Origin of the sequence: Ancrocorticia populi (assembly GCF_003123745.1) — a bacterium.
Lineage (GTDB): Bacteria > Actinomycetota > Actinomycetes > Actinomycetales > Actinomycetaceae > Ancrocorticia > Ancrocorticia populi.
Genome location: NZ_QETB01000001.1, coordinates 182,570 through 208,597, shown reverse-complemented (window position 1 = coordinate 208,597; position 26,028 = coordinate 182,570). Strand labels below are relative to the sequence as shown.

Below are 26,028 nucleotides of genomic sequence, written 5' to 3'. Positions count from 1 at the left end.
TGGTTACGTGGTGAGCGACGGACATTTACGGTTTTCCTTTCTTGGACCTCGAGGCACATTTTGCCATGCTGCCGTCACGCAGGTAGCGGACCAATCGGCCGAGCTTATCCCGGCCCTTGATGTGCCCAGCGCGCTCAAGATGGCGCGCGAGGGAGAGGTTGACTACGCGGTAGTACCCATCGAGAACTCCGTTGAGGGCGGGGTAAACGCCACATTAGATACGTTGACGCACGGTAAGCCGCTCGAGATCAAAGCGGAGATGCTCGTGCCCATCCGCTTCGCACTGGCGGTGCGGCCCGGGACCACTATCAGTGACATTCACCGCATCGCCACTCATCCTCACGCGTGGGCACAGTGTCGCGGGTGGATCACCGATCACTTGGGCGATGTTATTCACGTGCCCGCCACCTCCACGGCGGCCGGAGCCGAGATCCTCGCATCCGGCAGCACAGATTTCGAGGCTGCGCTCTGCCCGGTACCCACCGCCGCGGAATATGGTCTGGATATTCTGAGCGACGATGTTGCGGACAATAAGAATGCGGTAACCCGCTTCATTATGGCGGCGGTTCCGGGGCGCCAGCCGGAACGTACGGGCGCGGACAAAACCACGCTCATGGTCCAGCTGCCGTCCGATGAGGCGGGGGCGCTACTCACTATGCTCGAACAGTTCAGCGCGCGAGGCGTGAACCTCTCGCGCATCGAGTCCCGTCCCATCGGAGACTTAATGGGACGCTACGCCTTTTCTATCGATGCCGAAGGCCACATCGAAGACGAACGCATCCAAGCCGTGCTCGTGGGCCTACACCGAGTGTGCCCGTCTGTGATCTTCTTGGGGTCCTATCCCTCGGCGTCCGGAGAACGTGTACGGCCCCAGCCGGGCACTGCGGATTCGGACTTCATTTCGGCACGCGGTTGGGTGGCGGGACTGTTGGGCCACAACGTAGAGATCTTCGATTAGCCCACGCGGACCAGGAGCGCGCCCTTTTCAATCGACGCCGTCACGGATTTCGCCCATCCCAGCGGGTCTCCATCTGCTTGAACGAGCTCAGGTTCCTCAATCTCCACACGAGCGCTCTGCGTGCGTCGGAAGTCAATGGACCCGGCCTCGGGAAGCATCTTGTCCTGCATCCCGAACTTCTGCAGCCCGATCCGGCGCACCAAATCACCCCAACCCAAGATACCGCCCTTGGTGTCCATCACGGCAATGTCCAGCCACCCATCATCAATGCGGGCATCGGGGGCCAGCATGAGCCCGCCGGGAAGTCCGCCACAATTAGCGAACATGATTGAACGCGCCTCAATGGGGAACTCGTGAGATCCCGTGGCCACAGTGGCTTGTAGCCTCTTCTCTTTGAGATGTTTGACACCTGACACCACATAGGCAGACCAGCCCAGGACGCGTTTCAAATCGTCGTCGGCGCTATTCATCACTTGGGCATCAAAACCAAGCCCGGCAATAACAACGAACGGAACCTTCTCACCTTCGTCCGCGCTCAGCCAACCCACGTCAACGCGGCGGGAGCGCCCCGTAACCGCGATGGAGGCGAGGTTGCGAATGGAATCGAGCGGGAGCCCGAGGTTGCGTGCAAGAAGGTTCCCGGTGCCAACGGGCAAAAGCCCCATCGGAACGCCAGTTCCGGCCAACTCACCGGCCACGAGCCGGACGGTCCCATCCCCGCCGGCGGCGATCACAACTGATGCTCCGAGCTCTAACGCATGGCGAACTTGCCCAACCCCGGGATCCTCCTTGGTGGTGGCAAGCCAGATGGGCTCTTCGAAACCGGCGTCCGCGGCACTCTCCGCAACAACCCGCTTCATCTCCTCAAAATCGGCGTCTTTGGAGGGGTTATAAACAACACAGATGGGGCCGTCTCCGCGTGGCTGTTCATGCTCGTTTCCCTGCAACTGCTGCAAAGCGAGCTGAAGGGCATGCACTTGCCCCCGCAACCAAATCGCGACAAACAACGCCACAAGGGCCACAAGCAGCGCCAACAGCGCGATCCATATCATGGCCACAGCATAACCGCTATCCTTATTCTTATGATCGATATCCGTTTTGTCCGCGAGAACCCAGAAGCTGTACGTGAATCCCAGCGCAGGCGCGGTGCGAGCGAGCAGCTGGTGGATGAGCTGCTCGCCGCCGATGAAGCACGCCGCTCAGCCCTCCTAGCATTCGAGACGGCCCGCGCCGCCCAGAATGAGCTCTCTCGGTCTATCGGAAAGGCCTCGAAGGAGGACCGCCCGGCGATCCTCGCCCAAGCCAAGCAGAAGAAGCAGGAAGTCGACGATCTAGACAAGGCCGCGAAAGCTGCCGACGCCGCCTACACCGAGGCGAACAGGGCGATCGATAATGTGGTTCTACCGGGCGTTCCCGCCGGGGGCGAGGACGATTTCACGGTCCTGCGCCATGTAGGCGATATCCGCGAGTTCGATTTCGAGCCGAAGGACCACTTGGATGTGGCAACAGGCCTGGACGCTCTGGATATGGAGCGTGGAACCAAGGTGTCAGGTTCCCGCTTCTATTATCTCAAGGGCGTGGGTGCTCGCCTCGAGCTAGCGCTGCTCACTATGGCGGCGGACGTAGCCGAGGCCAACGGCTTCACGCTCATGATCACTCCCACCCTCGTGAACCCGGACATCATGTCCGGAACCGGCTTCCTCGGCGCACACTCTGATGAGATCTATTACCTGCCCGCAGACGATCAGTACCTCGTGGGCACATCCGAAGTGGCGCTGGCCGGTTACCACAAGGACGAGATCTTGGATCTTTCGGGCGGGCCACGGCGCTATGCTGGCTGGTCCTCCTGCTACCGCCGCGAGGCCGGCTCCTACGGCAAGGACACCCGTGGAATCATCCGCGTGCATCAGTTCAATAAGGTGGAGATGTTCGTGTACTGCCGCATGGAGGATTCCATCGTGGAGCACAATCGCCTCCTGAAGCTCGAAGAGCAGATGCTGGCGAAGGTAGAGCTTCCCTACCGCGTCATCAACACGGCGGCTGGCGATCTCGGATCCTCTGCCGCACAGAAGTACGATTGTGAGGCGTGGCTGCCCACCCAGAATCGATTCATGGAGGTCACCTCCACATCCAACTGCACCACGTATCAGGCGCGCCGTCTGGGTATCCGCGAGAAGTTCGAGGGAGAAAACGCGGCGGCCGCGACGCTCAATGGTACCCTTGCCACCACGCGCTGGCTGGTTGCCCTGTTCGAAAACCATCAGCAGGCCGATGGCTCGCTGTATATCCCTGAGGCACTTCGCCCCTACCTTGGAGGAAAGGACCACTTCGACCCGGTGGCTTAATGGAAAATCTTCTACCCCATGCTGGCAGTGATCTCATGATCGCTCTAGATATCGACGGCACCATTTTGGGGCACGACGGCTCTCTATCCAAGCGCGTCAAGGAGGCTATCCACGCCCATATTGACGCCGGAACACGGCTCATGTTGGCCACTGGGCGCGGAATCCACGGTACGCAGCTCGCCCTGGGCCAGCTTGAAATGACCGAGGGAGTGGCCGTGTGCTCGAACGGCGCCATATCTCTAGGACTGGGCGAGACTTTTCTTCCCACCTCAGTACTGGGCGGCAGAGAGATCATTGAGTCGCGCTCCAAGCTGCGCCGCCTAGACGTCGGATCCAACTTCCGTGTGCTCTCCTATTCCACCTTCGATCCGCGCGAGCAGATCCTCCTACTGCACGAAGCCCTACCAGAGGCGCTTCTGGCAGTTGAGGAGCTGGACGGGCCGCGGCGGATCAACCGGGCCTTCCCTCCCGGCGAGCTCTCGGGACCGAACCTTGTTCTTCCGGTAGACCAGCTGGGCGTAGAGAACGCCACCCGCCTGACCGTCCGAGCCACCGATCTCACCTCCGAAGAACTCTATGCCGCCGTACGTTCCATCGGCATGGAGGGTGTGGAGTATGCCGTGGGTTGGTCCGCTTGGCTGGACGTTTCCCCCTTCGGCATTTCTAAAGGCGCTGCGCTTGAGGACATGCGCACTGCTCTTGGGGTGGCCCCGCAGGCCACGGTTGCCGTGGGCGATGGCGGGAATGATCTCGAGATGCTGCGATGGGCGGAGTACGGTGTGGCGATGGGCGGCGCGAGCCCGCGCGTAGTTGCCGCTGCCAACGCCCAGACCAAACCCGTAGACGAAGACGGCCTAGCAGAGGTCCTTGAATCCTTATACTGAGGTGGTGAGTACGATGCTGAAGCGAGTCCTGATTCTTCTTGTGTCGTGCCTTTTTTTGCCGACCACGGCGGCAAGTGCCTCCTCCGACCAAGACAATGTAGTCGTGATCCTCACCGGTGGACTCACGTGGAACCGGCTGGACGCAGAGAATTATCCGCATCTGGAACAGCTAGCAACCAATGGAACCGTTGCTAACATGGCACCCATGCCGCTAAGCGGGGTGAGCTGCCCATTTGATTCGTGGTTGGAGATCTCAGCTGGAAGACAGGTCTATCCCAGCGCGCAGTCTATGATCACATGCCCCCAACCAAAGGTGAATGCCGGGCACCAGATCACGTTCTGGGGGCAGTCGCTTCAAGCGCTTGCCATTGACCCAACGCTCACGCTAGAGCGGACGGCTGGGGCAGCCCCGGGAACGTTTGGGGATTCGGTCAGTGACGTTTCTTCGCAGGCCGTCGGCACAGGCGGTGCATACGTTCTTGCTCCCCAATCGGGCATCGTTCCCGAGAACTATGTTGAGGCTCCGTCGGACAACACCGAGCTCGCCAGCATTGTCAGCCAGAGTGCGTCAGATAACGCACTGACGGTAGTGGATGCAGATACCCATTCTTACAAGAACGATTTGCAGCGCGAATCCTCCCAGCGTAAGGCAGAGAATCAGACTCGGCTGGCACAAGGGCTTCCCCCGTTGCCCGATCCCAACCGTGCCCCGGACGACGAAACTGAAGAACCCCCAGTCATCGAAGAAACTCCCGAACCAGAGTTCCCCGAAGAGGGCATGAGCTTTGAGGATGCGATCCAGTCCCTCGAAACTGCTCAGACAGAGGAGTCACGCGAGAATTACGAAGATTCCCGCGATGCCATGCGTGAGGAACTCACGGAAGACAACGCCGCACGCGTTGACACCGTGCTTGGTGAGGTACCCGAAGGTACACAGGTACTCGTAGCTTCCCTCACCGATTTCGGGAACGATCGAGCACTCCAGATTGCCATCTCCGGGACGGTGGGCGATCAAGGTGAGGGAGCTCTGGGGACATCTGGCACCACGCGGCAGACCGGGCTGATTCACGAAACCGACATCGCTCCGACAATCCTCGACATGCTGGGGCTGGACTCCACCGACGTGACCGGAGCACCCATAACATCCAACAGTGATTCTGCTACTCTGGCCGAGCGCACCACCGTCCTCTCGGATAACGCAGTTCACTCAAGCGAGATGTTGGCAAACCGCGGGCTCTTCCTTCGGTTCGTCACAAATACGGCCATCGGCTTCTTCCTCCTGAGCTTGGTCTTGTTCATGCAACCGGTGTACCGGCGTTTCCCGTTGCGGCGCGTATGGTCCTGGCTTGGGTACACACTGGCCTCCGTGCCCGTGTCCAGTCTTCTCATCAACCTCCTAAGCTGGTGGAATACGAGCAATCCGCCGCTTGCCCTCATAGGCGGGAGTTGGCTTCTGGCCGGCGGTATCGGACTCATTTGTCTTAACCTTCAGAGGCTGAGAAACACGGCTCCCCTGCTTGCCATCTCGGGTCTCACCGCTGGTGTACTCCTCCTCGATACCGCCACGGGATCACACCTCATGGCCGATTCACCCATGGGCTTCAACATCCTGACGGCCGCGCGGTTCTACGGTTTAGGCAACGAGGCGTACTCGCTGCTAGCCACCGGAGCACTCGTGATTCTGTCCTTCTTGGGCGTATGGATTTCAGGCCGCACCTCAGCGCGGATTTCGGGACGCAACTGGGCTCTTGCAGTCATTGGATTCCTCGGACTCATCGTTGCCGCGATTGACGCCATGCCATCCATGGGCGCCGATTTCGGCGGAGCCCTTTCCTTCCTGCCAGCACTCATCGTGCTCATGATGCTCATAGGCAAAATTCGTGTGTCCTGGGGTAAGGCTCTCGGAATCGTCGGAATTACCGGGTTGCTCGCGGCTGGCCTGGCGTTCGTCGATTGGTTGCGCCCGGCCGCTGAGCGAACTCATCTGGGCCGCTTCTTCGATTCCGTACTTCAGGGCGAACTCTGGGACATCCTCATCCGTAAGGGTGGCACTAACCTACGCTTACTCTTCTCCTCTACTCATCGTTGGGTCACGCTCGCTGCCCTCCTCCTCGTTCTGCTGGTACTCCTCCAGATTCTTCGCAAGCACGCGGTGATGGACGCTGGCGAACCGATCGATAAGGGCTGGAAGCCAACTTGGTGGAACCACATCCGCATGTCCTACCTCAGCGCTTGGGGCTGGCTAGCACCAACGGAGATTTCTGGGCATGCGTCAGCCGCGCTGAAGCCCGCCCTCATCTCCATCGCGGTATGCACCACATTGGCCTTCGCGCTGAACGATTCGGGCATAGTCATTCCCGGCATGGCCGCGATCTTGCTGCTGCCACTGCTCGTCGGGTTCGTGCAGGGAGAGCAAGATTCGTCGTCGTCCCAAAAACAGAACTCACCATCTGAACCGGAAGTAACTCAGGAACCAAAGCTCGCATCGGGCGCCCCTAGACGTTGACCAATACTCCCCTCGAGGCGCCAGTTGAGGACTCGGTTACTCGATCAGCGGCCGGGTCCTACTCGTCCCGATGTGTTCACCATCCTTTCGGGTGAAGCCGAAACCACCTGTGTGATGGGTGATCGTGATGTGCTCGCTGTGGATCACGCGGTGATGTGCGAAGCAGAGCAGAACCGCGTTGTCCACTATGGTTGGGCCGCTCCGATCCCATTGCTGGGCGTGGTGCACCTCCCCGTACTCCGGGCCCCGGGTACATCCCGGGAACTGACAGTGCCGATCTCGGGCAATCACCGCCTTGGCTTGGCGCGGGCTGAACAAGCGCTGTCGCCGCGAAACGTCCAGCGGCTCCCCAGCGGCGGTGAACACGGCACGCGTCAGATGGCTATCACACATCAGCTCCGCGAGCTGGCTGGGAGCAAGCGAACTGCCGTCGGGGAGAGATGCAGGGGTGAAGCCGTCCAACATGTCCGTCTCAACACCGGCGCGAATCACTCCTAGTACAGCCCCCAGATCAGCCTCCTGCCCCACTCGAGACGCAAGGCACTCGCCAGCTCTCCCCAGCCCAGCACCTCGCGTAGCGCAGTCGCTTCCTGCTTCTCTGCCCGCTATTGCCAGACCGCTTCCGTCCAGCTCACTCAGCGCCGCGCATCCGGCCTCTATCGCCTTCTCGGCCTGAACCAGAGTGGAGAGGGGGACGTGGACGAGGATCTCGTGGCGAGGCGACGCAGCTCCAGCAGCCGCATCACTAGGCGCTCCACCAGCCGCACTCGGAACTCGCGAACTGGCCAGCGTCACGAGCGCCTCAGCGTTCCGCTGCTGCGGCCGCCGGTAGTCATCTTTCGTCGGAACACCGACAATTTCCCGTAACGCGCTCGCGAGAGCAATCCCATTTGCGCTAGTGAGCCACCCAGACAGCCGATAGCCATCGCGATCGGGAAACACGCTGAAGGATTCTTGTGCGGCCTGGATGGCCGCTTCCTTTTCAGCGGTGGCCGGAGACTGCCCCACTCGCCACGAGCGCACCTTCTTCTTGAAGTACTCAACAGGTTCGGCCAGCGCCAACTCGAGCAGATTCTGCTCGTCGCGTTGGGCAGCAGGAACCAAACCCTCTCCAATGTGGGAGGTCAAGACGTCTAGGTAAGCGTCCGATAAAACACCCTTCTCAATTGCCTTCGCGAATAGGGGATATGTAGACAACGCGCGTGCTTGCTTCATTTCCCGCCCGGTCTGAGCCTTAGACTGCTTGCCTGCCCGCATCAGTGAGGCCGCAAGGGTCGCTTCCTCGCCAGGTAGCGCCGGGCGCCTCCCACTCCGCGATTCCTCGGCCTGCCGATTCTGGATCTCATCGATTCGTGCGATACCGGCCAGCTTTACACCGTCCAAGTGCCGGATGGCCTCCTTGACAGCGGTAACGAGTTCGACCGTCTCCGTCAATCCTCCCTGACCAACAGAGACTGCTTGGCACAAACCCGTCACACCCCGCAAGGCATCGGCCAATACCCCAAAAGCAGTATGAGCATCCTCGCGCTCCGAGGCGTACTCCCCGAAACCTGAGATGCCCTGCCCCGCATCCCGCACCCACTTACTCTTACCCGGTGGCCGGTTTGGCTTTCCCGGCGGCGACTTCCCCCTATCCGGTGGCCCCTCGGCCACAGGCTGCGGCCGAGCCAATCCCTGATCAAACAACGTATCCATCACGCTTATCACCTCTCTAACCCTCGAAGTTTCTTTCGATGTCTTAAGCCTATCGACCACCTCCCACACCTTTTTCTGCGGTGTTGAAGGTGGCTGATCCAGCTACTGGATTCCGATGGTGAGCTCCCAAACCTTCTTACTAGGGAATTGATTATGGTGACACGGGTCTTGATCTAGGCGAAAAGCACTTACCTCCAAGCCGCCAAGACCATCAATCCACAAGACCCAGACCGCGTCCCTCGTTTGATCTTGCGCACAAAACCTAGGTTGTTCCGCTGCCGATGTTTGGGCACCCGATTCTTTGCATTAGACTTAACGTGCTGAATTTCTTTCAGCAAAGGAAGGTTGACAGAGCGGCCGAATGTGACGGTCTTGAAAACCGTTGTGCGGGCAACCGTACCAAGGGTTCGAATCCCTTACCTTCCGCAGAGCCCCCTCCCTGCGAGGGACGTCACAGGCCGCCGCTGGTCTCGAATTGTCATCGGCTCGGACAGACCGGTAGGATTGCATGTGCTCGGAGACGTCGCATAGTCCGGTCGAGTGCGCCTTCCTGCTAAGAAGGTAGGGATTTAAAAGTCCCTCGGGGGTTCAAATCCCCCCGTCTCCGCCATTTTTGGCCTGTTGTACCGCGCTAATTTCTGCGCCCTCTCTCCGCACCCGCGGCTCTCCCCCGTGATTTCCACAGCTTCCCGCTATATGCTCGTGTACTTGTAGGAGCAGTTATTCCGCACGAGAGGACGATGTGGGAGCAGCAGACGAGAGCGAAACCCCGTCTTCTAGGACGGATTTAGGTGGCGAAGCGTCCCGCGAGCAGGCCCCCACCGCAGCAAAGCACGAAGCCAAACCTTCCACCCTCCACCGGGCGGGCACGTGGCTCGGCTGGATTGCCGCGATTCTCGGCGTCATCCTCTGCGGCTCAAGCATCTGGGTGCTCAACACGTTTGGCCAGATTAGCTTCCAGCAGATGATCGCGAACATCCCGGGGCTAGGAGGCGAAGGGGCAGGCGCAGATCCTGCCTTTATACGATCGTTCATCATTGAGGCAGTCGCCATCCCGTTGGCGCTCCTGACTGGCGCTGCCCTCATCTACTACACATGGGTCCGCCGGAATCCCCCCAAGAACTTCGTAGCCCGTCACAGCCGGTTCCTCGCGGGCACAACAAGCCTCGTCCTGTTCGCAACCGGCACGTTCAGCGCGTCCTCGGCGATGGGCCTGCCCTCTTACATCCGCGGCATCGTCACGAACACTTCGATCTCCGACTATTACAAGGAGCCGGTGATCACCTCCACCCCCGACGACCCCAAGAACCTCGTGCTGATCTACTTGGAGTCTATGGATGATGATTTCGGCTCGGCCGAATACATGGGTGAGGACCTCCTAGCCTCCCTGCACGAATCCACGTCAAACTGGGATAGCCTCCCCAACCTAACCATGAGCCCCTACTACGGCTACACGATGGGAGGAGTGGTTACCTCCCAGTGCGGCATCCCACCCAAGCCGGCAGAGGGCATGGTGATGACGGAGGCGGCACCGCAGGCCAACAATGGCATCGGTGACGGCCTAGCCACCTACATGCCGGGTGCCACATGCCTAGGTGACGTTCTCAAGGAGGCCGGCTACACCAACGTCTACATGGGCGGTGCCCCGGAATCGTTCGCGAGTAAGGGCACGTTCCTCAACACGCACGGCTTCGATACGGTGCTCGGCTACGACCACTGGAAGTCCATCGGCGAAACCCAGTTCTCGGGCTGGGGACTCTCCGATCAGCGCCTCTTCGAGAACGCCAAGGAGGAGGTTCGCTCGCTCCACGATTCCGCCAGCCCCTTCACTCTCTCCATGATCACGCTGGACAACCACGCTCCGATCGAGGATTTTGGCTACTGCCCCGATACGACGGGAAGCCTGGAAAAGAACACGGTAAAGTGCCAGTCCCAGATTGTCGCAGATTTCATCGATTACATGGATGAAGAAGGCATACTCGATGACACGATGGTTGTGGTGATGGCCGACCACCAGGCGTTCACTACAGCGGAGATCGCCGAATACAAGCGCAGCCTCAGTTGGACGGCCCAGCAGCAGCTCCCGCTCTTCAACGCGATGTGGAGCCCCGACGGCGTTGAGCTGGCCCGCACAGAAGGCACTCAGGCCCACCTGTACCCCACGATTCTCGAGGCACTCGGGTTCGGCGTGGAGGATCACCGCGCCGGGATGGGAGTCTCACTCCTCATCCCAGAAAGCGAGGTGTCCGATCCAACGATTCTCAATCTCAGCTTCGACGATCTCGCGAACCTCTATAACTCCAGCTCAACAGACCTTTACAAAGAGCTCTGGGAGTGAGGATCGATCCATTCCGCGGGGCGCTTTTCCCCGGCTAGGATTTTCACCCCAAGAGTGTTGCCCTCCGGAGGCTTTGGGCAGGTCCCGAACGGCGTAAAAGCTGCGGGGAAGTTGAGGGCTTTATTAAAGTCGACGACGACGTCATCCCCCGGCACACTCACAAACCGCCAGTCGGCGGTTTCCTCACCGTTACTCGCGTCATGGAACACAGCTATGAGATCGCCGCTGCCAGAGCGGGAAACGGCGAGGGAGAATTCGTCGTCGTCGATTGAAAAAACAACGTCTCCAACTAGCGTGGTCTCGCTCGTTACCGAGGATCGTGCGGTCTCAATCGGGACCACTCTCGGCTCGGGGTAGGGGACAAAGCGGCCCGAAACTACGGCGTTCGGATCGTAATCAAAGGTGGGGACGCCAGTGAAGGCCTTGAGTGTGGGAGCCAGCGAATCGCGAACTCGCACGGCGTACTTGCCTCCGCGCCGCGCCACTTCGGCCACGCGGGTGCCGGCTTCGAGATTGGTTTGGGACTCGCCCTCGGCCAGGTCATAGACGGCCTCGCCGGTGAACTTTTCGCCGTCCTTGTAGACGGGCAGGGCATAGGCGTGCTCAACGTCCTTGAAGGACACGGCCGCTTCCCCGCGATCCGCGTACCACGAACCTGGGAAACTGCTGATCCCGGAGCGCTCTTCAGAAAGCCATGTGAAGGAGATCAGGCTTAGCCAGCCATGGCTGGAGGCCAGCTCCTCATTGCGCTTATCGTGCCACTCACGCCAGCGTGCTTCAGCGTTATTAGTCATGATGCGATTGTAAACTTTCTACTCAGAAGATTAAAGGAATACTAAAGCACTCTGTTGTGTGACGGGTACCATTACGCGGGATTTGGCCGTCCTTCTCCAACGGATGTATGCTTATGGACGTCCCAAAATGGGGCATGCGCCCGTAGCTCAATGGATAGAGCGTCTGACTACGGATCAGAAGGTTGGGGGTTCGAGTCCCTTCGGGCGCGCAGAGGCTCCCTGTCGGTGATTCGCTCCCGGCGGGGAGTTTTCGTATATTCATCCCAACCAGCCCACGACGTATTCATCGATATCACTCCACTCCCCTCGGCGCCTAGCGGGCTTCGCTGGCAACGCGAGAAGAACTGCAGTGATGACGGGGCCGATCACAGGAACGAACGTAATAAAGAAGCACGCTCCCGAACGGCCGGTGTCATGGAGGCGCCGCCAGATCAGGGAGAGCTGGGCAACCAGCATGGCGATCTGGATCAGCCAAACAACCATCAGCGCTGTGATGCGGACGGCCCACACCGCTACATTGCCGCCCGCGGAATTCCAGACAACATTTCGCAGAAAGGCCACCAGGCAGACGTTGGTGATGAACAGAACTGGCTGCACCCACCAGAATTCTGCACGGGAAGCGTAGCCCCGGAAGTGGAGCGCCTTTTGAACGTAGCGCTTCAGGGCCTGCCCAAAGGTGGCGCCATACCACGGATCTTTCAGTGCGGGCTCAATACCAATCTCCGCGCGTGGATCCCACTGGCTCCGGTTTTCTGTTGGAGCTGACATTTGCTGCTCTCTTCTCTGGGCGACACTTAGATACATTCCCGTATCTCCATATGGACCGACCGTAGCGTACCTGTGTAAGATACACAAGTGAATCTTGAGGGGATGAGTATGACAAAGCGAACAGCTCCAGTCAGGCGTCACGGAGCGGACTTAGAAGGTGCTCTCCTAGATGCCGCTTGGCAACAAATCATGGAACAGGGCCTGGACGGCTTGACGTTTGAAGGGGTGGCGAATCGTGCCAGAACGTCACGCCCTGTCCTCTATAGGCGCTGGTCCACACGCGAAGAGATGGCCGTTGCGGCGCTGAAGAGGCAATTCGAAGCATTTGATTTTGTTCTGCCCGACACAGGATCACTGCGATCAGACATCCTCACTCTCCTTGATCAGGTGATCGCTAACAAGGTGGGCATAGCTTCGTTAATTGCCGTGATGGGAGTATTTCCTCGAGAGCATGCTCGGAATCTTGCCGTACTGCGCGATCAAGTCCTGTCTCAGGGCAATCCAGTCATGAAAAAACTCTTGGATCAAGCACGGGACCGCGGTGAATTGACCGTTGATCTCCCGGATCGAGTCATCAATCTCCCACTGCGCCTATTAAGAGACGAAATTCTCGTGGCAGGGAGCAAGATTGACATAGACGCAGTTACTGCGATCATTGACGATGTTTTTCTTCCTCTGGTCCGCGCCTATCAAAACGGGCTTCACAAAACGTCCTAGCAGTGGGTTTCCACGGCGGCGTAGGGTAAAGAGGTTGATCTAGCCGCTAGTTTTACGAGGAATACATGCCGGACACCCAGCAGCACACATCACTCTCCCGCCGCCTGACCTCGGCACAGGTTTCGATGATTGGTCTCTCGGGGGCGTTGGGCACCGGGCTCTTTTTGGGATCCGGCTCCACGATCGCACTGGGCGGGCCGGCAACGGTTATTTCCTATGCGTTGGCCGGGCTCATGGCACTTTCCGTGGTGTGGGCGTTGGCCGAAATGGTGACGGTTCATCCGGTCCCCGGCGGGCACGGCGCAGTGGCCGCCTCGTATTTGGGAAAGTTCGGCGGGTATGTCACACGGTGGAACTTCGCGTTTATGATGCTGATTGCCGTGGGTGCTGAGGTGACGGCCACGGCCACCTACCTGCGGTTCTGGCTCCCGGGCCTGCCGCTTGGGCTGGGCACCATCCTGTGCTCCCTGTTCATCGTGGGACTCAATCTGGCGACAGTGCGGCTCTATGGCTCGAGCGAGTACTGGTTTTCCCTCATCAAGGTCACGGCCATCTCCGTGTTCATCGTTCTGGGGATCATCCTGATTTTCGTGGATTTACCCGATCATCCTGCCGCGGGCTTCTCGAATCTGACCGCTCACGGCGGCTTTGCTCCCTACGGGCTGGGCGGGATCCTCGCCGCGGCTTGCATGGCCGTATTTTCCTTCGGCGGCATTGAAAACGTTTCCGTGGGTGCCGCCGAATCCGAGAACCCCGAGCGCGATGTACCGCGCGCGGCCCGGAACATGATCTGGCGCCTGCTCCTCTTCTACATCGTCGCGATGCTCATCATCGTGACGCTCCAACCGTGGACTACATCCGCGGCCTCGCACGGGACGGTACTGGAATCTCCCTTCGTTGCAGTCCTGGATGCCACTGGCATTCCCGCGGCCGCGCACATTATGAACGCGGTGCTCATCGTGGCCGCTCTCTCGGCAGCCAATGGCTGCCTCTACTCCTCTTCTCGGATGATCCATTCGCTCGCTCTCGATGGCATGGCCCCGCGCTGGGCGGCGCGCACGTCTGAGAGTGGTGCGCCGCGTGGGGCGGTGCTTATCGCGACGCTCGGTATGGTGCTCGCCTCGATCCTCTCCCTCGTGAGCCCGGACAGCGCATTTATGCAGCTCTATGGTGCCGCCACGGCTGGCGTTCTTGTCACGTGGATCATCGTGATGATCACTCACATGGTTTTTCGGCAGAAGAGGGCCCGCGCGGGCCTACCAATCACGAAGCACCACCTGTGGGGTGCGCCCGCCGTTCCGATCCTCGTGATCGTTGCGGCCGTCGCGATCTTCATTGCTATGCTCTGGATCCTTCCCGCCGTGTGGATTGCGGGGATTCCGTACCTAGTCATCTTGGTGGCGTCTTATCTGATTCTGGCCCGCGTCCGCACGCTTGCCACGCCGCGCAATCTCCTAGCCGAGGAACTCCGCTAGGCTAGTACCCATGTTTGCTTCCTGGGACGAATGCCTTGCCCACGTGAAAGAGACCTTCGAATCGGACGATTCCAGTTCAATCCATGCCCGCCTGCGCCTCGAAGCCGGGCCCGCGATGGTCTGGAACGGTAAATCGACGGCGGATCCGGAGTACACGGTAGTGCACATCGCCTCCCCGATCGCCCCGGCCGATAAGACGGATCTCCTGCATCTGGCAGCGGCCTCCGAGGATCTCCCGCTCGGCGCCCTGCGGATCATGAACGAAACAGTTCACCTCCATCAGGCCCTGCCGTTCGCGGGCCTAGAAGCGGAACGCCTAGATCAGGCTATTCGCCTAGCTGTCACTGAGGCTCACGCACTCATGAGGGAGATCTGATGTTCGGGAAGAAGCGCGAGCGCGTCATCGATGATTGGCAGAGCCTTCAAGACGCCTTAATCGGGGATATGGACGCCGAAGAAACCGGTTCAGGAGCGCTCAGCTTCACCGTGGAGTGGAAGACGGAGAAGCGGAAGCGCACCGTTACCGTGGCCTATGCCCCGGTAGGAGAACTAGGCCAGATCGCCTACATCACCGCCCCCATCATCGAATCGCCGCGCGATGCTCAGGTGCGCGAGGCAATGGAGGAAGCCGCCAAGTTCCTAGAGGGCGGCGTGGTGTTCGCAGACGGTGCCCTATCCCTGCGCTCCAGCCTCCCGTTCCAGGGCATGACCCGCTCGGGCATTCTGCGGGTGATTCGCCAAGTTGCGGCCAACGCGGACGTCTTGGCGGCTAGCTTCGAAGAAGAAGACGAAGTCGCGTCGTAGCCCCGAAGGGTATACACGTGGAACAATCGAAGCATGAACCGCCGGATCCTTTCCATTCTCGCAGCAGTAAGCCTCACAAGCGCCGGACTAGCCGGCTGTTCCAGCTCGGACACTGTGGTAGGCACATGGGGTGAGGACGCGGAGGGTCAGCCGTCGCTCACGTTCGAGGAGGACGGCAAGGTATCCGGAACCGACGGCTGCAACCGCCTCACAAGTTCGTGGACTCAGGACGGCAAAGACATCTCTTTCTCCCCCGTCGCCTCCACGATGATGGCCTGCCCGGATGTAGACGCCTGGCTGTCCGGGCTAGATTCCGCCACGCTGGACGGCGATACCTTGACAATCCTCGGCGCGGATGGCGAGACGCTAGGTACCCTCGAACGAGCCGCGGACTAGCTACCAAACAATCGGTACGAAGAAGACGGCCACTATGAACCACACGGCCATGAGTGCAAGGCCAGGACGCCAGTAATCGGAGAAGTGATAGCCGGCGGCTGCTCCGGCGATCATGTTAGCGGGCGTGGCGATAGGCGTGAGGAAGGACGCCCCCGAGGCGATGGCCAAAGACATGAGCATCATGCGCGGATCTATCGTAGACGCCTCACCGATCGCCAACACCACGGGAGTCATCACAAGCACAGACGCGGTGTTTGAGACGAATTGACCGAGGGCGGCCGTCACCAAGAAAACCACTGCGAGAACCGGAACAACTCCCCCACCTCCCGCAACAGACAGCACCCCATCAGCAAGAAGCTCTGCCGCCCCGGACGAGGTGATCGCGGTTGAAAGCGCAATGAGTGCCCCGATGAGCACCAGCATCTGCCATGAGATCGCTCGATAGGCCTGTTCGGCGCTCACCACCTTGACCAGCACCATCGCACACGCCGCTAGAAGCCCCGCAACCGCTGGCTCTAGCAGATTGGCGGACAGGGCAACGATCATGACCAGCGTGATGGCCCCAGCCACCCATGCCCGCCGCCCCAAGGGCGCCAGCTGCCGCCGCATGGATTCAGGACAGTCCACAAGAACAACCTCCTGAAAGTCCACCAGCCGGAAGATCCCGTCCCGTGGTCCGTGCACTAGCAGCGTATCGCCCTCTTGAAGTTCCACCTCCGCGGTCCGGGCATCCTTGCCCTTGTGTCGTATACCCAGAATGGTCACGGTGCCGATGCGCATGCCAGTGAACACCGACCGCCCGGCCAACGCTGAACGCGGGGCAACAATCACTTCGGCAGCCCCCGCCTCTTCCAGCACCAGCTGAGATTGAGTTGAACGGCGCAGCGGGGTTTGGACAATGCTGAGGTTGGCCGAACGAACCAGTTCCTCAATGTCCTCATCCTGTCCGGTCACCAGCAGCTCGTCGCCTGTATGCAGATCCTCGTCAAGCCCACGAACCCCGCCGTCCGGTGTTTGAACCGCGTATAGTTCCGCTCTACTGCCCAACCCCTGAGCGGACACCCCGGACTCCTCATCCACCCGCAGCCGGTAAAAGCCCTGCTCTAGCTCATAATGTTCTACAAGAGCGTCCACATGCCGCCCGAAGTCCTTCGTCTGCTTCGTATCGCGCTCCACTGGGATCCAGCGCTGTACGGTCACAACTGCAAGGATTGAGCCACCCACGAGGAGGACACCCGCGATACCGAACTCGAAGTAGCCGAAGCCCTGACCTGTGGCCTCCTGAGCGGTCTGGGATACGAGAACGTTCACCACGGATCCGGACAGAGTAAGCAAAGCTCCGGCGCTTGCCGCGAAGGCAACGGGCATGAGCATTTTGGCGGGGCTCACGCCAATGGATCTGGCCGAGGTCAAGACGATGGGAACCATGGCCGCCGCCGCACCGTTGGGAGTGAGAAGGGCGGCCAGAACGGCAGTCACCACCATGAGAGCTACCATTAGCGCGGTTTCCCCGTGCACCCGTGCTGTGATGGAACGGGCTATCCACGACGTGATACCCGAGGCATCTAGGCCTTCAGCTACCACAAAGAGCGAGGCCAAGAACAGCACGGCCGGGTCACCAAAGCCAGCCACCGCACTTCCAAGGTCTAAAACACCAAGCCCATACAGGGACAGGGCTGTCAAAATGGCAACAACGCCACCGGCAAACGGTTGGAAATAAACGCGACAATCGCTACGCCCATGACAATGAGCGTTACCGTAGCATCAGTCATATCGTTGTCCCTCCACTACCGTAAATTATGCCTTCCTTTTCGCCCGATTCGTCGGCTTCTCATGTGCCGGATCCTCGGGCCATGGATGGCGCGGGTACCGCCCGCGCATCTCTGCGCGAACCTGGGCGTACGCCCCCGCCCAAAATTCCGCCAGATCGTCCGTGATAGCCACGGGCCGCGAGGCGGGCGAAAGTAGCTCAAGATTCAGAGGAACCCCCGCGATCTCGGGAGTTTCGGTCCATCCGAACGCCTGCTGAACCCGTAGCCGAATCTTGGGGCGCTCCCCCAAATAGTCCACCGCGAAGCTCTGCCCACTCGGCGCCGCAATTCTCTCCGGTGCCAGTACGTCAATGTTGGCCGCATCCGGCCATGGGAAGAGCCGCTCCAACTGTCCACGGCTCACCGGCGCCAGCTTCCCGCCCCGAATAAACCGCTCAATTTCCAGCCCTGCCCACTCCTCCAGCCGCTCGGCCAGCGCCGCGTCACTCACATCCGGCCACGGCTCCCCCAACGCACGGTGCAAGAAGGCCATACGCTGCCGCAGCTTCGTTGCCGCCTCCGTCCAGTCAAACACCAGATTCCCTGAGGAAACCCACTTTCGAGCCGCCTCCGGATTTGTTTTTTCACCGACGACGGCAACCTCAATCGCCCCCACCATCCTCCGTGATTGCCCGCGGAGCTTGCCGCCAGAGAATGTCACCTCATGTTGTGTGGTCACGGGGAGGGTATCCACAAGGTCCTCATCCAGCGGTGCTGCCATGCGAATCATGGCGTCCGCCCGGCCCTGTCCGCGATCGATTTGAGCTATTGCGAGCCACTCGCAGCCCTGAAGCGGAGAGTGCTCCGGGAGTACGCCGCCCACACCATTGGCAAGAAGGTAGCGGCCCGTCCCGCGCCGCCTCCGGGCTACCCGATCCGGATAGGCCCGCATGATCACGGCGGCGATCTGTCGCTCGGTCGGCTCGCTCAGGCTACCCAATTCGCCAGAGCTGCCCGCCATCTTCTGCAACCGCTTTGTTTGCTGCTTCCAGTTTGGAGCGCTGCGGGTGGCATGAGCCCAGTTGCCCACCAGATCAGCGTCCGGAATACGCACGTTCTCCTCAATCAGTGCGCAGATCTGCGCCGCCGGCATCTCAGGTGCCGATTCGAGCAGCGCCCGGCCGATACGCGGGCCCACGGGAAGCTCCGCGATACGCTTCCCCAGTCCGGTGGCCCTACCCTCTTCATCCACTGCACCGATCCCGCGCAGGACCTCCTCGGCGGCCTCACGCCCAGCCTCCAGCGGTTCGTCGAGCAACGCGAGATCCTTACCGCTAGGCGCGCCCCACACCGCGGCCTCCAACATGAAGTCCGTCAGATCGGCGGTTCGGATCTCCGGTTCGCTCTGAGGAGCAAGGCGAGCCCAAGTGGTCTGGTCCATCGTGCGATAGACGCTGCCGGGCCCCAATCGTCCGGCACGCCCGGCACGCTGGGTGCCAGCTGCCTGCGATTCGCGGACCGTTACCAGCCCACCCATGCCGTGCGCGTAGTCCATCCGCGGCTCGCGTGAAAGCCCAGCATCCACCACAATCCGCACGCCCGGAACGGTCAACGAGGACTCCGCGATGGCGGTGGCCACGATGACCCGTCGCCTCCCCGACCCCTCGAAAATACGATCCTGTTCTGCCGCGGAGAGCGAGCCGTGCAGCTCCAGCACAGCCAACTCCGCATTGCGGCCCACGAGGCCCGCAACCTCACGAACTTCCCGCACTCCCGGCAGAAACACGAGCACATCGCCCTCGGGAACCTCCGCCAGCGCGCGGGTCACGGTATCAGCCACCCACCCAAGAAACTCGCGCCGCACGCCGTATCCCCCGAGGGGCTCCATCCCCCGCGGCGGCGGTGTCCACACCGTCCGAACCGGATGAATCGCCCCCGGGATGTCCACGGTCTCGCCGCCGATCAAGCGAGCGGTCCGTTCCGCCTCCACGGTGGCGGACATGGCTATGAGCAGGAGATCATCGCGCAGCGCGTCCCGCACGTCCACACACATTGCCATGGCCAAATCGCTGTCCAAGTGTCGCTCGTGAACCTCATCTAGGATCACCGCGCCAACGCCAGCCAGCTCAGGGTCGCGTTGCAGGCGGCGCACCAGTACGCCCGGAGTCACCATCTCGATCCGCGTATCCGGCCCCACGCGGCTCTCACCCCGCACGGAGAAACCCACGGATTTGCCCACCCGCTCACCGCGTAGATCAGCAATCCTCCGCGCCGCCGCCCGGGCAGCGACTCTGCGCGGTTGCGTCACAAGCACCCGCCCTGAGCACTGCTCGGCAACTATCTGAGGAACCACCGTAGTCTTACCTGTGCCCGGAGGCGATTGAATAACTACGGCGCCACTCGCGAGTGCCGCCCGAATATCTGCGATCTTGGCTGAAACCGGCAGATCCTCCAACTACATTCCCTGTTTCTCGGTGAGGTAGGCCAAAACCGCCCGAACCCGCCGGTTGTCTTCGCCAGGTGCCATCCCCAGCTTCGAGAATACGGCGGCCACATGCTTGGACACTGCCGCGCTGGAGAGATAGAGCTTGCCACAGATCTGCTGGTTGGACAGGCCCTGGGCCATAAGCTCCAAGACTTCTTCCTCGCGCTGGGACAGCACGTCCAGCCGGGATGGCCGGCCCTGTACGAGGGCTGTAGCAATCTCAGGATCTACCACCACCCCGCCGGCGCCCACCACCTGAAGCGAGCGGATGAAATCGGCCACCCGCGCGACCCGGTCCTTGAGCAAGTACCCGAGGCCGCCAACGCCCTCGGTGGGAGCTCCCGGCTTAAAGAGTTCAGAGGCGTAGGCCGGGGCCACGTACTGTGAGAGCACCATGATCCCGGTTTCCGGCTGCTTCTTCCGGATCTCCACGGCGGCGGCCAACCCATCGTTGGCCATACGCGGAGGCATGCGCACATCGGTCACGATCACATCCGCCTCGTTTGCTGCGGCCACAGTCTCGAGCTCGGGGGCGCTCGCCGCGAAGGCCACGATCTCGTGCCCTTGCCTCTCCAGCAGCCCGATCAAACCTTCGCGAAACAGCGCCGAATCGTCAGCTACGATCAGCTTCATCAATCACCACTCCAAATTCGCCCTGCCGCAGTAGCAGCGGGATCTGACACTGTACGGTTGTTGGCCCACCCGGCGGGCTCATCACGCCGAAGCTTCCACCAAACGCGGCCAAACGTTCTTTCATGCCGGCCAACCCATGATCGGGAGATATCACGGCGCCGCCGGGTCCGTCGTCGACAACACTAATATGTAAATCGTCATCGGCCACCAGAAGGATCGAAACTGATGCGCCTCCCGCGTACTTCGCGGCGTTAGTCAGGGCCTCGGCCACCATGAAGTAGCCCGCGGCCACCACGCCCTCGGGGAGCTCGGGGAGTTGGTGGGGTACGCGCACGGTCACTTCCAGTGGGCTATCGGCGGCGAGGTTGCGCACGGCCGCCTCCAACCCCAGATCGGACAACACCTTGGGATGCACGCCGGCCACCGTGTGTCGCAGCGCCCGTAGAGCTGCCGCGCCATCGTCCTGAGCCTTTGCCAGCAGCTTTCGCGCCGCGTCCACATCCCCGCCGGTTTCGAGGATCAGATCGGCCTCGCCCACCGCCATGGATGACGTCACCAAATACTGTTGTGCCCCATCGTGAAGATCGCGCTCGATCCGCCGCCGCTCGATCTCAAAAGCGCGCACGATTTCGCGCCTTGACTCGGTGAGGGCAGCTATCTCGGCAGGCTCGCGCGGATCCACCGCCGCGGTGATCTTACGTGCCGCCCATTCCACCAGCTTCCAAACGAGGAAAGGTGCGGCCAGCGCGGCAGCTCCCCAACTGGCGATGTAGGCCATCGAACTCCCGCCAGTGCCTAAGATGAAGCCAGCTCCTAAGAGGAGGGCCGCTACTGCGCCAGCGATTACCGGTACGGCAATCAGCCACTTAATCTTGCGCATCCCCATGCCTTCCTCTCTTCCCACCACCTAGCTTAGAGGGTAGAGCTGGCTCTACCTCAAGAAGATAGCTCACCTACTCCCGCTGCCCCTGGCCCATGCGTTGGAATAGATACCATGAGCACTCCCATTGTCGCCCTGAACGGCGTTTCCAAGATCTACGGCAGCGGCGCCACGCGCGTTGTGGCCCTCGACAACGTGTCCGTCGGCTTCGAAGCCGGCCGCTTCACCGCCATCATGGGGCCATCCGGTTCCGGCAAGTCCACCATGCTGCACGTTCTGGCCGGGTTGGACACCCCGTCCGAGGGCTCCGTCCAGATCGAAGGACGTGAGATTACGGATTTGGACGACGACGACCTCACCCGCCTACGCCGCGAACGCATCGGCTTTGTATTCCAGAGCTTCAACCTTGTCCCCACGCTGGATGCCAAGGCAAACATGCTCCTACCGCTGAAGCTGGCGGGCGAGCGCGTGGATCCACAGTGGTTCGATCAGATCGCTTCTTCACTTGGGCTTTCCGAACGCCTTTCTCACCGGCCCTCCGAGCTCTCGGGTGGCCAGCAGCAGCGCGTGGCGGTGGCCCGTGCCCTTCTCATGCGCCCGGCCGTGATCGTGGCCGATGAGCCCACCGGAAATCTGGATTCGCAGGCGTCCGCCGAGGTTCTTTCAATGCTCCGTGAGGCCGTGGACAAGCTCGGGCAGTCCGTCATCATGGTGACCCACGATGAGAATTCGGCTCTGATTGCCGATCGGGTTCTCGCGGTGCGGGACGGGAAGATCTCCGCCTCGCTCGATCACCCCACAGCCGATCAGCTGAGGGAGATTTAGCAATGGGAGAACTTCTCCGAGCAAATATCAGGGCGCATTCGCGCCGGTATATGGCCACCGCACTGGCCGTAGCTATTTCGATGGCGTTCGTGGTGGTTGCCCTTGCATTATCGTCAGGACTGAATGCTTCTTTGACCAAGTCCGTGCGCCAGCAGTACGAGGGCGTGGATGCTGTGGTCGCCCTGAACTATGACGATCCTTCAGAGCGTCCCCTCAATGAGTACATTGCAGTTGTCGAAGGCGTGGACGGCGTCGATTCGGTGCGCGAGTTTGGCTATGGATACTGGGATATTCGCACCTCTGAAGGAAAGGTTTCGCCCTCGGTGAGCGTGGCTCATGCGCAGGAACTGGTATCGGGTTCTCTCCCATCCGGCCCTGACCAGCTAGCACTGAGCCAAGCCAACGCCGATGCCTTAGGCGTGGGCGTTGGAGACAGCGTAACTGCACAGGGTGCATGGGGCGACGAGGACCAGCACACCCTCCAAGTCTCCGGGATCCTCGAATCGTCAGGCGGCACCACATCCGGTACGGATACTGTAGCCAGCGCCCAAGCGCTTCGCGCCGTTGACCCAACCTTCGAACCTAACGCCCTCTACGTAGCCGGAAGCGGCGAGCTGACGGCGGCTATTGAATCGGCGATTGACGATCCCGGCGTGACCGTCCAGTCCGGCGCGGATGCGATGGACGAGGATCTCACTCAGATGCAACTCGGGCAGGGAACCATGACGGTCTTTATGCTCGTCTTCCCGGTGATCGCGCTTGCCGTGGCTGCCATCGTGGTGTCCACAACTTTCCGCATCATCTTCGAGCAGCGCCGCCGCGAGCTCGCGCTCCTTCGCACCCTCGGCGCCACATCACGCCAAGTTCGCGGGATGATTCGAGGCGAAACTCTATTGGTTGGTGCAGTATCCTCACTGATCGGCATTGTGGTTGGGGCCGTGCTTGGCTCCTTTGTGCTGGTGTGGATCGATGTGGCCGACGGCCTTAGCGAGGGTTTCGCCATGCAGGACCTCGGGCAGATGGCGATCGTTTGGATCGTGGGCACCTTACTCACCTTCCTCATTGGGACCCGCCCTGCCCGCAGTGTCACGCAGGTTTCACCCATAGAGGCGCTAGTTCCCCTTGATGCCGAAGCTGCTAAGCGCAGCCACAAGGTACGCGTTGTTGTTGGAACGTCCATCGTGGCCGTATCGCTTGCAGGACTCTACTTTGGGATCGATATGGGCGAGGATATTGGCTTCCTCGTCGCCTTCGCCTCCGGCGTTTTCGGTTTCATCGGGGCGCTCCTCGTGTGCTCCGTTATTCTGCCCAAGGTCACCTATCTGTTTGGCGCGCCCTTCCGTTCCGTCGTGGGCATCATGGCCCGCTCCAACACGGTTCGCAATCCGGAGCGAACCGGCTCCACTGGCACAGCAATCATCTTAGGCGTCACCCTCATTACCACGATGGCGGTTGCTGCCGGATCGATGCGTGAGACGCTCCTGACTGAGGTGGATTCCCACCGTCCCTACGATCTCGTGGCCACAAGCTCCGGAATCTCGGAGAACGTTGTTGACCGGGTGAATGGGACCGAGGGTGTTGACACGGCGGTAGAAGTCCGCGGCACCGACGGCACTCTGAGCGGCAACACGCTCACTCTGGGCGATCCAGCGAAGGCTACCGAAGACGATCAAACTGTCGCCGTACTAGCTCAGCCCGATCTCAACTCAGTGGCGCATTCAACCGTCCCGGTGATTGAGAGCGGTGAGGCCCGCGTGCCGAGCTATCTGGACCTCGATTCCCTAGAAGTTTGCGGGGACACCCAGTGCGAAGAGCTGGCCGTCACACAGGACGAGGATACCGATCAGATCCTCATCTCTCCCGAGGACTTCGATCGCGTAACCGATTCATCCAGCATCCGCGAGATCTACGTGAAGCTCGCGGACGATGCGGACGCAACCGAGGTCCAGAATTCGCTGACCTCAATGGACGAGAATCTAGATGTGGGCGGCGCAGCCGCCGAGCGTGCGATGTACACCCAAATGATCAATACCGTGCTCCTGGTGATTGTGGGGCTGCTGGCTGTTTCGGTGCTTGTAGCTCTGGTGGGCGTGGCAAACACCCTTTCGCTCTCCGTATTCGAGCGAACCCGCGAGAACGGGCTGCTCCGCGCCCTTGGCCTCACCAAGAAGCAGATGAAGCGCATGCTCGTACTAGAGGCAACGCTCATCGCTGGTTCCAGCGCCATAATCGGCGTTGCCCTCGGCATCTTCTTCGGCTGGGTAGGAACGCTGGCTATGCCGTTCGATGTTGCCCAAACGGTCATCGTGATCCCGTGGCTGCAAGTTATTGGTGTGGTGGCGGTGGCGATCCTGGCCGCCATCGTGGCCTCGCTCATGCCGGGCCGTAAGGCCGCCAAGATCTCTCCCGTGGAGGCGCTCACGGCCTAGTGCGCCCTCGCGGCCTAGAGCGCTCGCATCCTAGCAGTCTGGCGCGGCGAATCCTCCGCCCTACCCACTGTGGCAGCAGCCTCAACTTGGGTTGCCTCTTCCGCTGTGGGTTGCCGCTATATTGGCCTCCCAAGGCGGTAACCTCAACCCAAGATTGGTGAGCTCAGAGACTGCGGCACCAGAACCCCAATCACCACCGCAGCACCAATGAGTGCCGCTTCTGCGCGTACTACACACGGCCCTTCCAGTAGTTCGGCCTGCGACGGTGGTGCGCGATTGCAACAATTATGAGTTCATGATTTATGAGGAAGAAATGCACCTGATATGGGAATCTTGCAACACTTTGGGTGCGCACCTCGGGCTCTTGATCCCAGCCAGAAACCACTGGTGCAATTGAGGGCCATTCGAGGACAAATTCTAAAGCTTCTTCGACACTCTGAAGGAAATCGTCACCGAGGCCCGGCTGTTGGACGTCGTACCAATCAACGGCGGCTTCGAATTCCAACTCTGCCTCAGAATGGAAACGGCGGACGAGTCTCACTGGCGACGAGCCGCAAGCTTTGCACGAATGTGCGTGAACACATCTTCAGCCGGGATCGTCTCGGCCTTGCCAGTTCGTAGATCGTCAATGCGCTTACTGAGCTCATCACGCCAAGCCGCATCGATTTCTTCTTGTGGCTCGTTCACGTCACCATTATCGAGCGCTTGAATGCCGCGGTGAACCACAGCAGCAAGGTCGCGCCGATCAAGCGCGAGCATTGCCTGTTCGATCTCAGCAACACTCATAGACATGCCACCAGTGTACGTGGAACAAACGTGAGCTGTCATTGGTCTTAGGCTCTCCCACGATGGCAATATAAGCATCGACGAAATCAGTTCAACTCATACCGGTAACGTTACCCAGACAGTGCCATTCACCCATTAGTCGGCCCTAATCCTCGGATTCTTCGTCCGATCGCGGCGCCAGAACCTGAATCACCACCGCGGCACCAATGAGTGCAGCACCCGTGGGGAAGGCCGCCCAGCGGATGATCGTCAGGATCACTTCAACGGGATAAACGCCAGCTGACCCGTTCACACCCAAATAGTTTGTTATGGCAAACACGATATCCGGCACAAATACAATCGCGAGCGCACCCACGATAAAAAGACCAATAGCCCAATAAATGCAACGTTTTCCGACTGGATGCATCTTCGCTCCCCTTACCTACAGAGCCAGCATATCCAACTTGCGCATCGTCAGTTACCCGTTCAGGATTCACCTTGTTGCCGAGTATTTAGGTTATATGCCTCATGCTGAACCACAATGTGAATACGGAACCGCGACCTGAATTGGGAACGCCTC

At 60.4% G+C, this 26,028-nt stretch carries 22 protein-coding genes and 3 tRNA genes; 15 read left to right on the top strand and 10 right to left on the bottom strand.

What is annotated here, in order from left to right; all coding sequences use genetic code 11:
* Positions 1 to 10 precede the first annotated feature (10 nt).
* A complete protein-coding gene (pheA, locus tag DD236_RS00975; protein WP_243409866.1) occupies positions 11 to 958 on the top strand; it encodes a prephenate dehydratase in 948 nt (315 codons plus the stop codon).
* Here the strand turns inward: pheA and DD236_RS00970 are convergent.
* Complete coding sequence (locus DD236_RS00970) at positions 955 to 2,010, bottom strand: diacylglycerol/lipid kinase family protein (protein WP_133246024.1); 1,056 nt, start codon at positions 2,008 to 2,010, stop codon at positions 955 to 957. The two genes, pheA and DD236_RS00970, sit on opposite strands and share 4 nt — an antisense overlap.
* Positions 2,011 to 2,040: 30 nt before the next feature.
* Here DD236_RS00970 and serS point away from each other — a divergent pair, with 30 nt between their 5' ends.
* The 3 genes from serS to DD236_RS00955 are packed head-to-tail and all read left to right on the top strand — an operon-like array spanning position 2,041 to position 6,693.
* A complete protein-coding gene (gene serS / locus DD236_RS00965) occupies positions 2,041 to 3,303 on the top strand; it encodes a serine--tRNA ligase (RefSeq protein ID WP_109092516.1) in 1,263 nt (420 codons plus the stop codon).
* On the top strand, positions 3,303 to 4,187 hold the full coding sequence (locus tag DD236_RS00960) for an HAD family hydrolase (protein ID WP_109092515.1): 885 nt from the start codon (positions 3,303 to 3,305) through the stop codon (positions 4,185 to 4,187). The genes serS and DD236_RS00960 overlap by 1 nt, the downstream gene beginning before the upstream one ends.
* A gap of 4 nt (positions 4,188 to 4,191) precedes the next feature.
* Positions 4,192 to 6,693 (top strand): MFS transporter, encoded by a 2,502-nt coding sequence (locus DD236_RS00955; protein WP_133246023.1) that lies wholly within the window; start codon positions 4,192 to 4,194, stop codon positions 6,691 to 6,693.
* Positions 6,694 to 6,729: 36 nt separating this feature from the next.
* Here DD236_RS00955 and DD236_RS00950 read toward each other — a convergent pair whose 3' ends face one another.
* Positions 6,730 to 8,388 (bottom strand): HNH endonuclease signature motif containing protein, encoded by a 1,659-nt coding sequence (locus tag DD236_RS00950; protein ID WP_243409917.1) that lies wholly within the window; start codon positions 8,386 to 8,388, stop codon positions 6,730 to 6,732.
* Between the two features lie 339 nt (positions 8,389 to 8,727).
* Between DD236_RS00950 and DD236_RS00945 the strand changes: the two genes are divergently transcribed.
* The 3 genes from DD236_RS00945 (at position 8,728) to DD236_RS00935 (ending at position 10,726) form a co-directional block, all read left to right on the top strand.
* Positions 8,728 to 8,814: transfer RNA gene (locus tag DD236_RS00945), tRNA-Ser, on the top strand.
* Between the two features lie 90 nt (positions 8,815 to 8,904).
* Positions 8,905 to 8,998 (top strand) — tRNA-Ser (locus DD236_RS00940).
* A gap of 132 nt (positions 8,999 to 9,130) precedes the next feature.
* Positions 9,131 to 10,726: an LTA synthase family protein gene (locus DD236_RS00935; RefSeq protein ID WP_109092512.1), complete on the top strand. Its 1,596-nt coding sequence runs from the start codon at positions 9,131 to 9,133 to the stop codon at positions 10,724 to 10,726.
* On the opposite strand, the gene DD236_RS00930 is transcribed toward DD236_RS00935, so the two are convergent.
* Positions 10,705 to 11,520, bottom strand: coding sequence for a DUF1684 domain-containing protein (locus tag DD236_RS00930; protein ID WP_109092511.1), 816 nt, complete (start codon positions 11,518 to 11,520; stop codon positions 10,705 to 10,707). The two genes, DD236_RS00935 and DD236_RS00930, sit on opposite strands and share 22 nt — an antisense overlap.
* A 136-nt stretch (positions 11,521 to 11,656) precedes the next feature.
* On the opposite strand from DD236_RS00930, the gene DD236_RS00925 reads away from it, so the two are divergent.
* Positions 11,657 to 11,729: transfer RNA gene (locus DD236_RS00925), tRNA-Arg, on the top strand.
* Between the two features lie 49 nt (positions 11,730 to 11,778).
* Here the strand turns inward: DD236_RS00925 and DD236_RS00920 are convergent.
* On the bottom strand, positions 11,779 to 12,288 hold the full coding sequence (locus tag DD236_RS00920) for a DUF805 domain-containing protein (protein ID WP_165819783.1): 510 nt from the start codon (positions 12,286 to 12,288) through the stop codon (positions 11,779 to 11,781).
* A gap of 108 nt (positions 12,289 to 12,396) precedes the next feature.
* On the opposite strand from DD236_RS00920, the gene DD236_RS00915 reads away from it, so the two are divergent.
* The 5 genes from DD236_RS00915 (at position 12,397) to DD236_RS00895 (ending at position 15,680) form a co-directional block, all read left to right on the top strand.
* On the top strand, positions 12,397 to 13,005 hold the full coding sequence (locus DD236_RS00915) for a TetR/AcrR family transcriptional regulator (protein WP_165819782.1): 609 nt from the start codon (positions 12,397 to 12,399) through the stop codon (positions 13,003 to 13,005).
* A 65-nt stretch (positions 13,006 to 13,070) separates the two neighbouring features.
* Complete coding sequence (locus tag DD236_RS00910) at positions 13,071 to 14,480, top strand: amino acid permease (protein ID WP_243409865.1); 1,410 nt, start codon at positions 13,071 to 13,073, stop codon at positions 14,478 to 14,480.
* 10 nt (positions 14,481 to 14,490) lie between these two features.
* Positions 14,491 to 14,856 carry a hypothetical protein gene (locus DD236_RS00905; protein ID WP_109092508.1) on the top strand — a complete coding sequence of 122 codons (366 nt, stop codon included), beginning with the start codon at positions 14,491 to 14,493 and terminating at the stop codon, positions 14,854 to 14,856.
* Positions 14,856 to 15,284 carry a hypothetical protein gene (locus DD236_RS00900; protein WP_109092507.1) on the top strand — a complete coding sequence of 143 codons (429 nt, stop codon included), beginning with the start codon at positions 14,856 to 14,858 and terminating at the stop codon, positions 15,282 to 15,284. Before DD236_RS00905 ends, DD236_RS00900 begins: the two co-directional genes overlap by 1 nt.
* A 33-nt stretch (positions 15,285 to 15,317) precedes the next feature.
* The gene (locus DD236_RS00895; protein ID WP_109092506.1) at positions 15,318 to 15,680 is read left to right on the top strand and encodes an META domain-containing protein; all 363 of its coding nucleotides are present in this window, start codon (positions 15,318 to 15,320) and stop codon (positions 15,678 to 15,680) included.
* Here the strand turns inward: DD236_RS00895 and DD236_RS00890 are convergent, their stop codons facing one another.
* The 4 genes from DD236_RS00890 to DD236_RS00875 all read right to left on the bottom strand — a co-directional run bounded on the left by DD236_RS00890 (position 15,681) and on the right by DD236_RS00875 (position 21,429).
* Entirely contained in the window at positions 15,681 to 17,363 is a 1,683-nt protein-coding gene (locus tag DD236_RS00890) for an SLC13 family permease (RefSeq protein ID WP_109092505.1), read from the bottom strand.
* 114 nt (positions 17,364 to 17,477) lie between these two features.
* Positions 17,478 to 19,886, bottom strand: coding sequence for an ATP-dependent helicase HrpB (gene hrpB, locus DD236_RS00885; protein ID WP_109092504.1), 2,409 nt, complete (start codon positions 19,884 to 19,886; stop codon positions 17,478 to 17,480).
* Positions 19,887 to 20,549, bottom strand: a complete 663-nt coding sequence (locus DD236_RS00880) for a response regulator transcription factor (RefSeq protein ID WP_109092503.1) — start codon at positions 20,547 to 20,549, stop codon at positions 19,887 to 19,889. It lies immediately after the preceding gene.
* On the bottom strand, positions 20,530 to 21,429 hold the full coding sequence (locus DD236_RS00875) for a sensor histidine kinase (RefSeq protein ID WP_243409864.1): 900 nt from the start codon (positions 21,427 to 21,429) through the stop codon (positions 20,530 to 20,532). Before DD236_RS00875 ends, DD236_RS00880 begins: the two co-directional genes overlap by 20 nt.
* A gap of 114 nt (positions 21,430 to 21,543) precedes the next feature.
* On the opposite strand from DD236_RS00875, the gene DD236_RS00870 reads away from it, so the two are divergent.
* Both DD236_RS00870 and DD236_RS00865 read left to right on the top strand, forming a co-directional pair.
* Positions 21,544 to 22,254 (top strand): ABC transporter ATP-binding protein, encoded by a 711-nt coding sequence (locus DD236_RS00870; RefSeq protein ID WP_109092502.1) that lies wholly within the window; start codon positions 21,544 to 21,546, stop codon positions 22,252 to 22,254.
* Between the two features lie 2 nt (positions 22,255 to 22,256).
* A complete protein-coding gene (locus DD236_RS00865) occupies positions 22,257 to 24,683 on the top strand; it encodes an ABC transporter permease (RefSeq protein WP_109092501.1) in 2,427 nt (808 codons plus the stop codon).
* 537 nt (positions 24,684 to 25,220) lie between these two features.
* Here the strand turns inward: DD236_RS00865 and DD236_RS00855 are convergent.
* Together DD236_RS00855 and DD236_RS00850 are read right to left on the bottom strand one after the other, a co-directional pair.
* Complete coding sequence (locus DD236_RS00855) at positions 25,221 to 25,475, bottom strand: addiction module protein (protein WP_165819780.1); 255 nt, start codon at positions 25,473 to 25,475, stop codon at positions 25,221 to 25,223.
* Between the two features lie 139 nt (positions 25,476 to 25,614).
* Positions 25,615 to 25,875 (bottom strand): hypothetical protein, encoded by a 261-nt coding sequence (locus DD236_RS00850; protein ID WP_109092498.1) that lies wholly within the window; start codon positions 25,873 to 25,875, stop codon positions 25,615 to 25,617.
* Positions 25,876 to 26,028: the final 153 nt, after the last annotated feature.

What these genes read in the sequence shown, in the direction of transcription:
- DD236_RS00960 (WP_109092515.1), top strand. Translation starts at nt 3,303, where the DNA reads ATGGAAAATCTTCTACCCCATGCTGGCAGTGATCTCATGATCGCTCTA.
- DD236_RS00870 (WP_109092502.1), top strand. Translation starts at nt 21,544, where the DNA reads ATGAGCACTCCCATTGTCGCCCTGAACGGCGTTTCCAAGATCTACGGC.
- serS (WP_109092516.1), top strand. Translation starts at nt 2,041, where the DNA reads ATGATCGATATCCGTTTTGTCCGCGAGAACCCAGAAGCTGTACGTGAA.
- DD236_RS00970 (WP_133246024.1), bottom strand. Translation starts at nt 2,010, where the DNA reads ATGATATGGATCGCGCTGTTGGCGCTGCTTGTGGCCCTTGTGGCGTTG.
- DD236_RS00875 (WP_243409864.1), bottom strand. Translation starts at nt 21,429, where the DNA reads ATGCGCAAGATTAAGTGGCTGATTGCCGTACCGGTAATCGCTGGCGCA.
- DD236_RS00905 (WP_109092508.1), top strand. Translation starts at nt 14,491, where the DNA reads ATGTTTGCTTCCTGGGACGAATGCCTTGCCCACGTGAAAGAGACCTTC.
- DD236_RS00880 (WP_109092503.1), bottom strand. Translation starts at nt 20,549, where the DNA reads ATGAAGCTGATCGTAGCTGACGATTCGGCGCTGTTTCGCGAAGGTTTG.
- DD236_RS00950 (WP_243409917.1), bottom strand. Translation starts at nt 8,388, where the DNA reads ATGGATACGTTGTTTGATCAGGGATTGGCTCGGCCGCAGCCTGTGGCC.
- DD236_RS00915 (WP_165819782.1), top strand. Translation starts at nt 12,397, where the DNA reads ATGACAAAGCGAACAGCTCCAGTCAGGCGTCACGGAGCGGACTTAGAA.
- DD236_RS00920 (WP_165819783.1), bottom strand. Translation starts at nt 12,288, where the DNA reads ATGTCAGCTCCAACAGAAAACCGGAGCCAGTGGGATCCACGCGCGGAG.
- DD236_RS00910 (WP_243409865.1), top strand. Translation starts at nt 13,071, where the DNA reads ATGCCGGACACCCAGCAGCACACATCACTCTCCCGCCGCCTGACCTCG.
- DD236_RS00930 (WP_109092511.1), bottom strand. Translation starts at nt 11,520, where the DNA reads ATGACTAATAACGCTGAAGCACGCTGGCGTGAGTGGCACGATAAGCGC.
- DD236_RS00865 (WP_109092501.1), top strand. Translation starts at nt 22,257, where the DNA reads ATGGGAGAACTTCTCCGAGCAAATATCAGGGCGCATTCGCGCCGGTAT.
- DD236_RS00900 (WP_109092507.1), top strand. Translation starts at nt 14,856, where the DNA reads ATGTTCGGGAAGAAGCGCGAGCGCGTCATCGATGATTGGCAGAGCCTT.
- DD236_RS00850 (WP_109092498.1), bottom strand. Translation starts at nt 25,875, where the DNA reads ATGCATCCAGTCGGAAAACGTTGCATTTATTGGGCTATTGGTCTTTTT.
- DD236_RS00855 (WP_165819780.1), bottom strand. Translation starts at nt 25,475, where the DNA reads ATGTCTATGAGTGTTGCTGAGATCGAACAGGCAATGCTCGCGCTTGAT.
- DD236_RS00895 (WP_109092506.1), top strand. Translation starts at nt 15,318, where the DNA reads ATGAACCGCCGGATCCTTTCCATTCTCGCAGCAGTAAGCCTCACAAGC.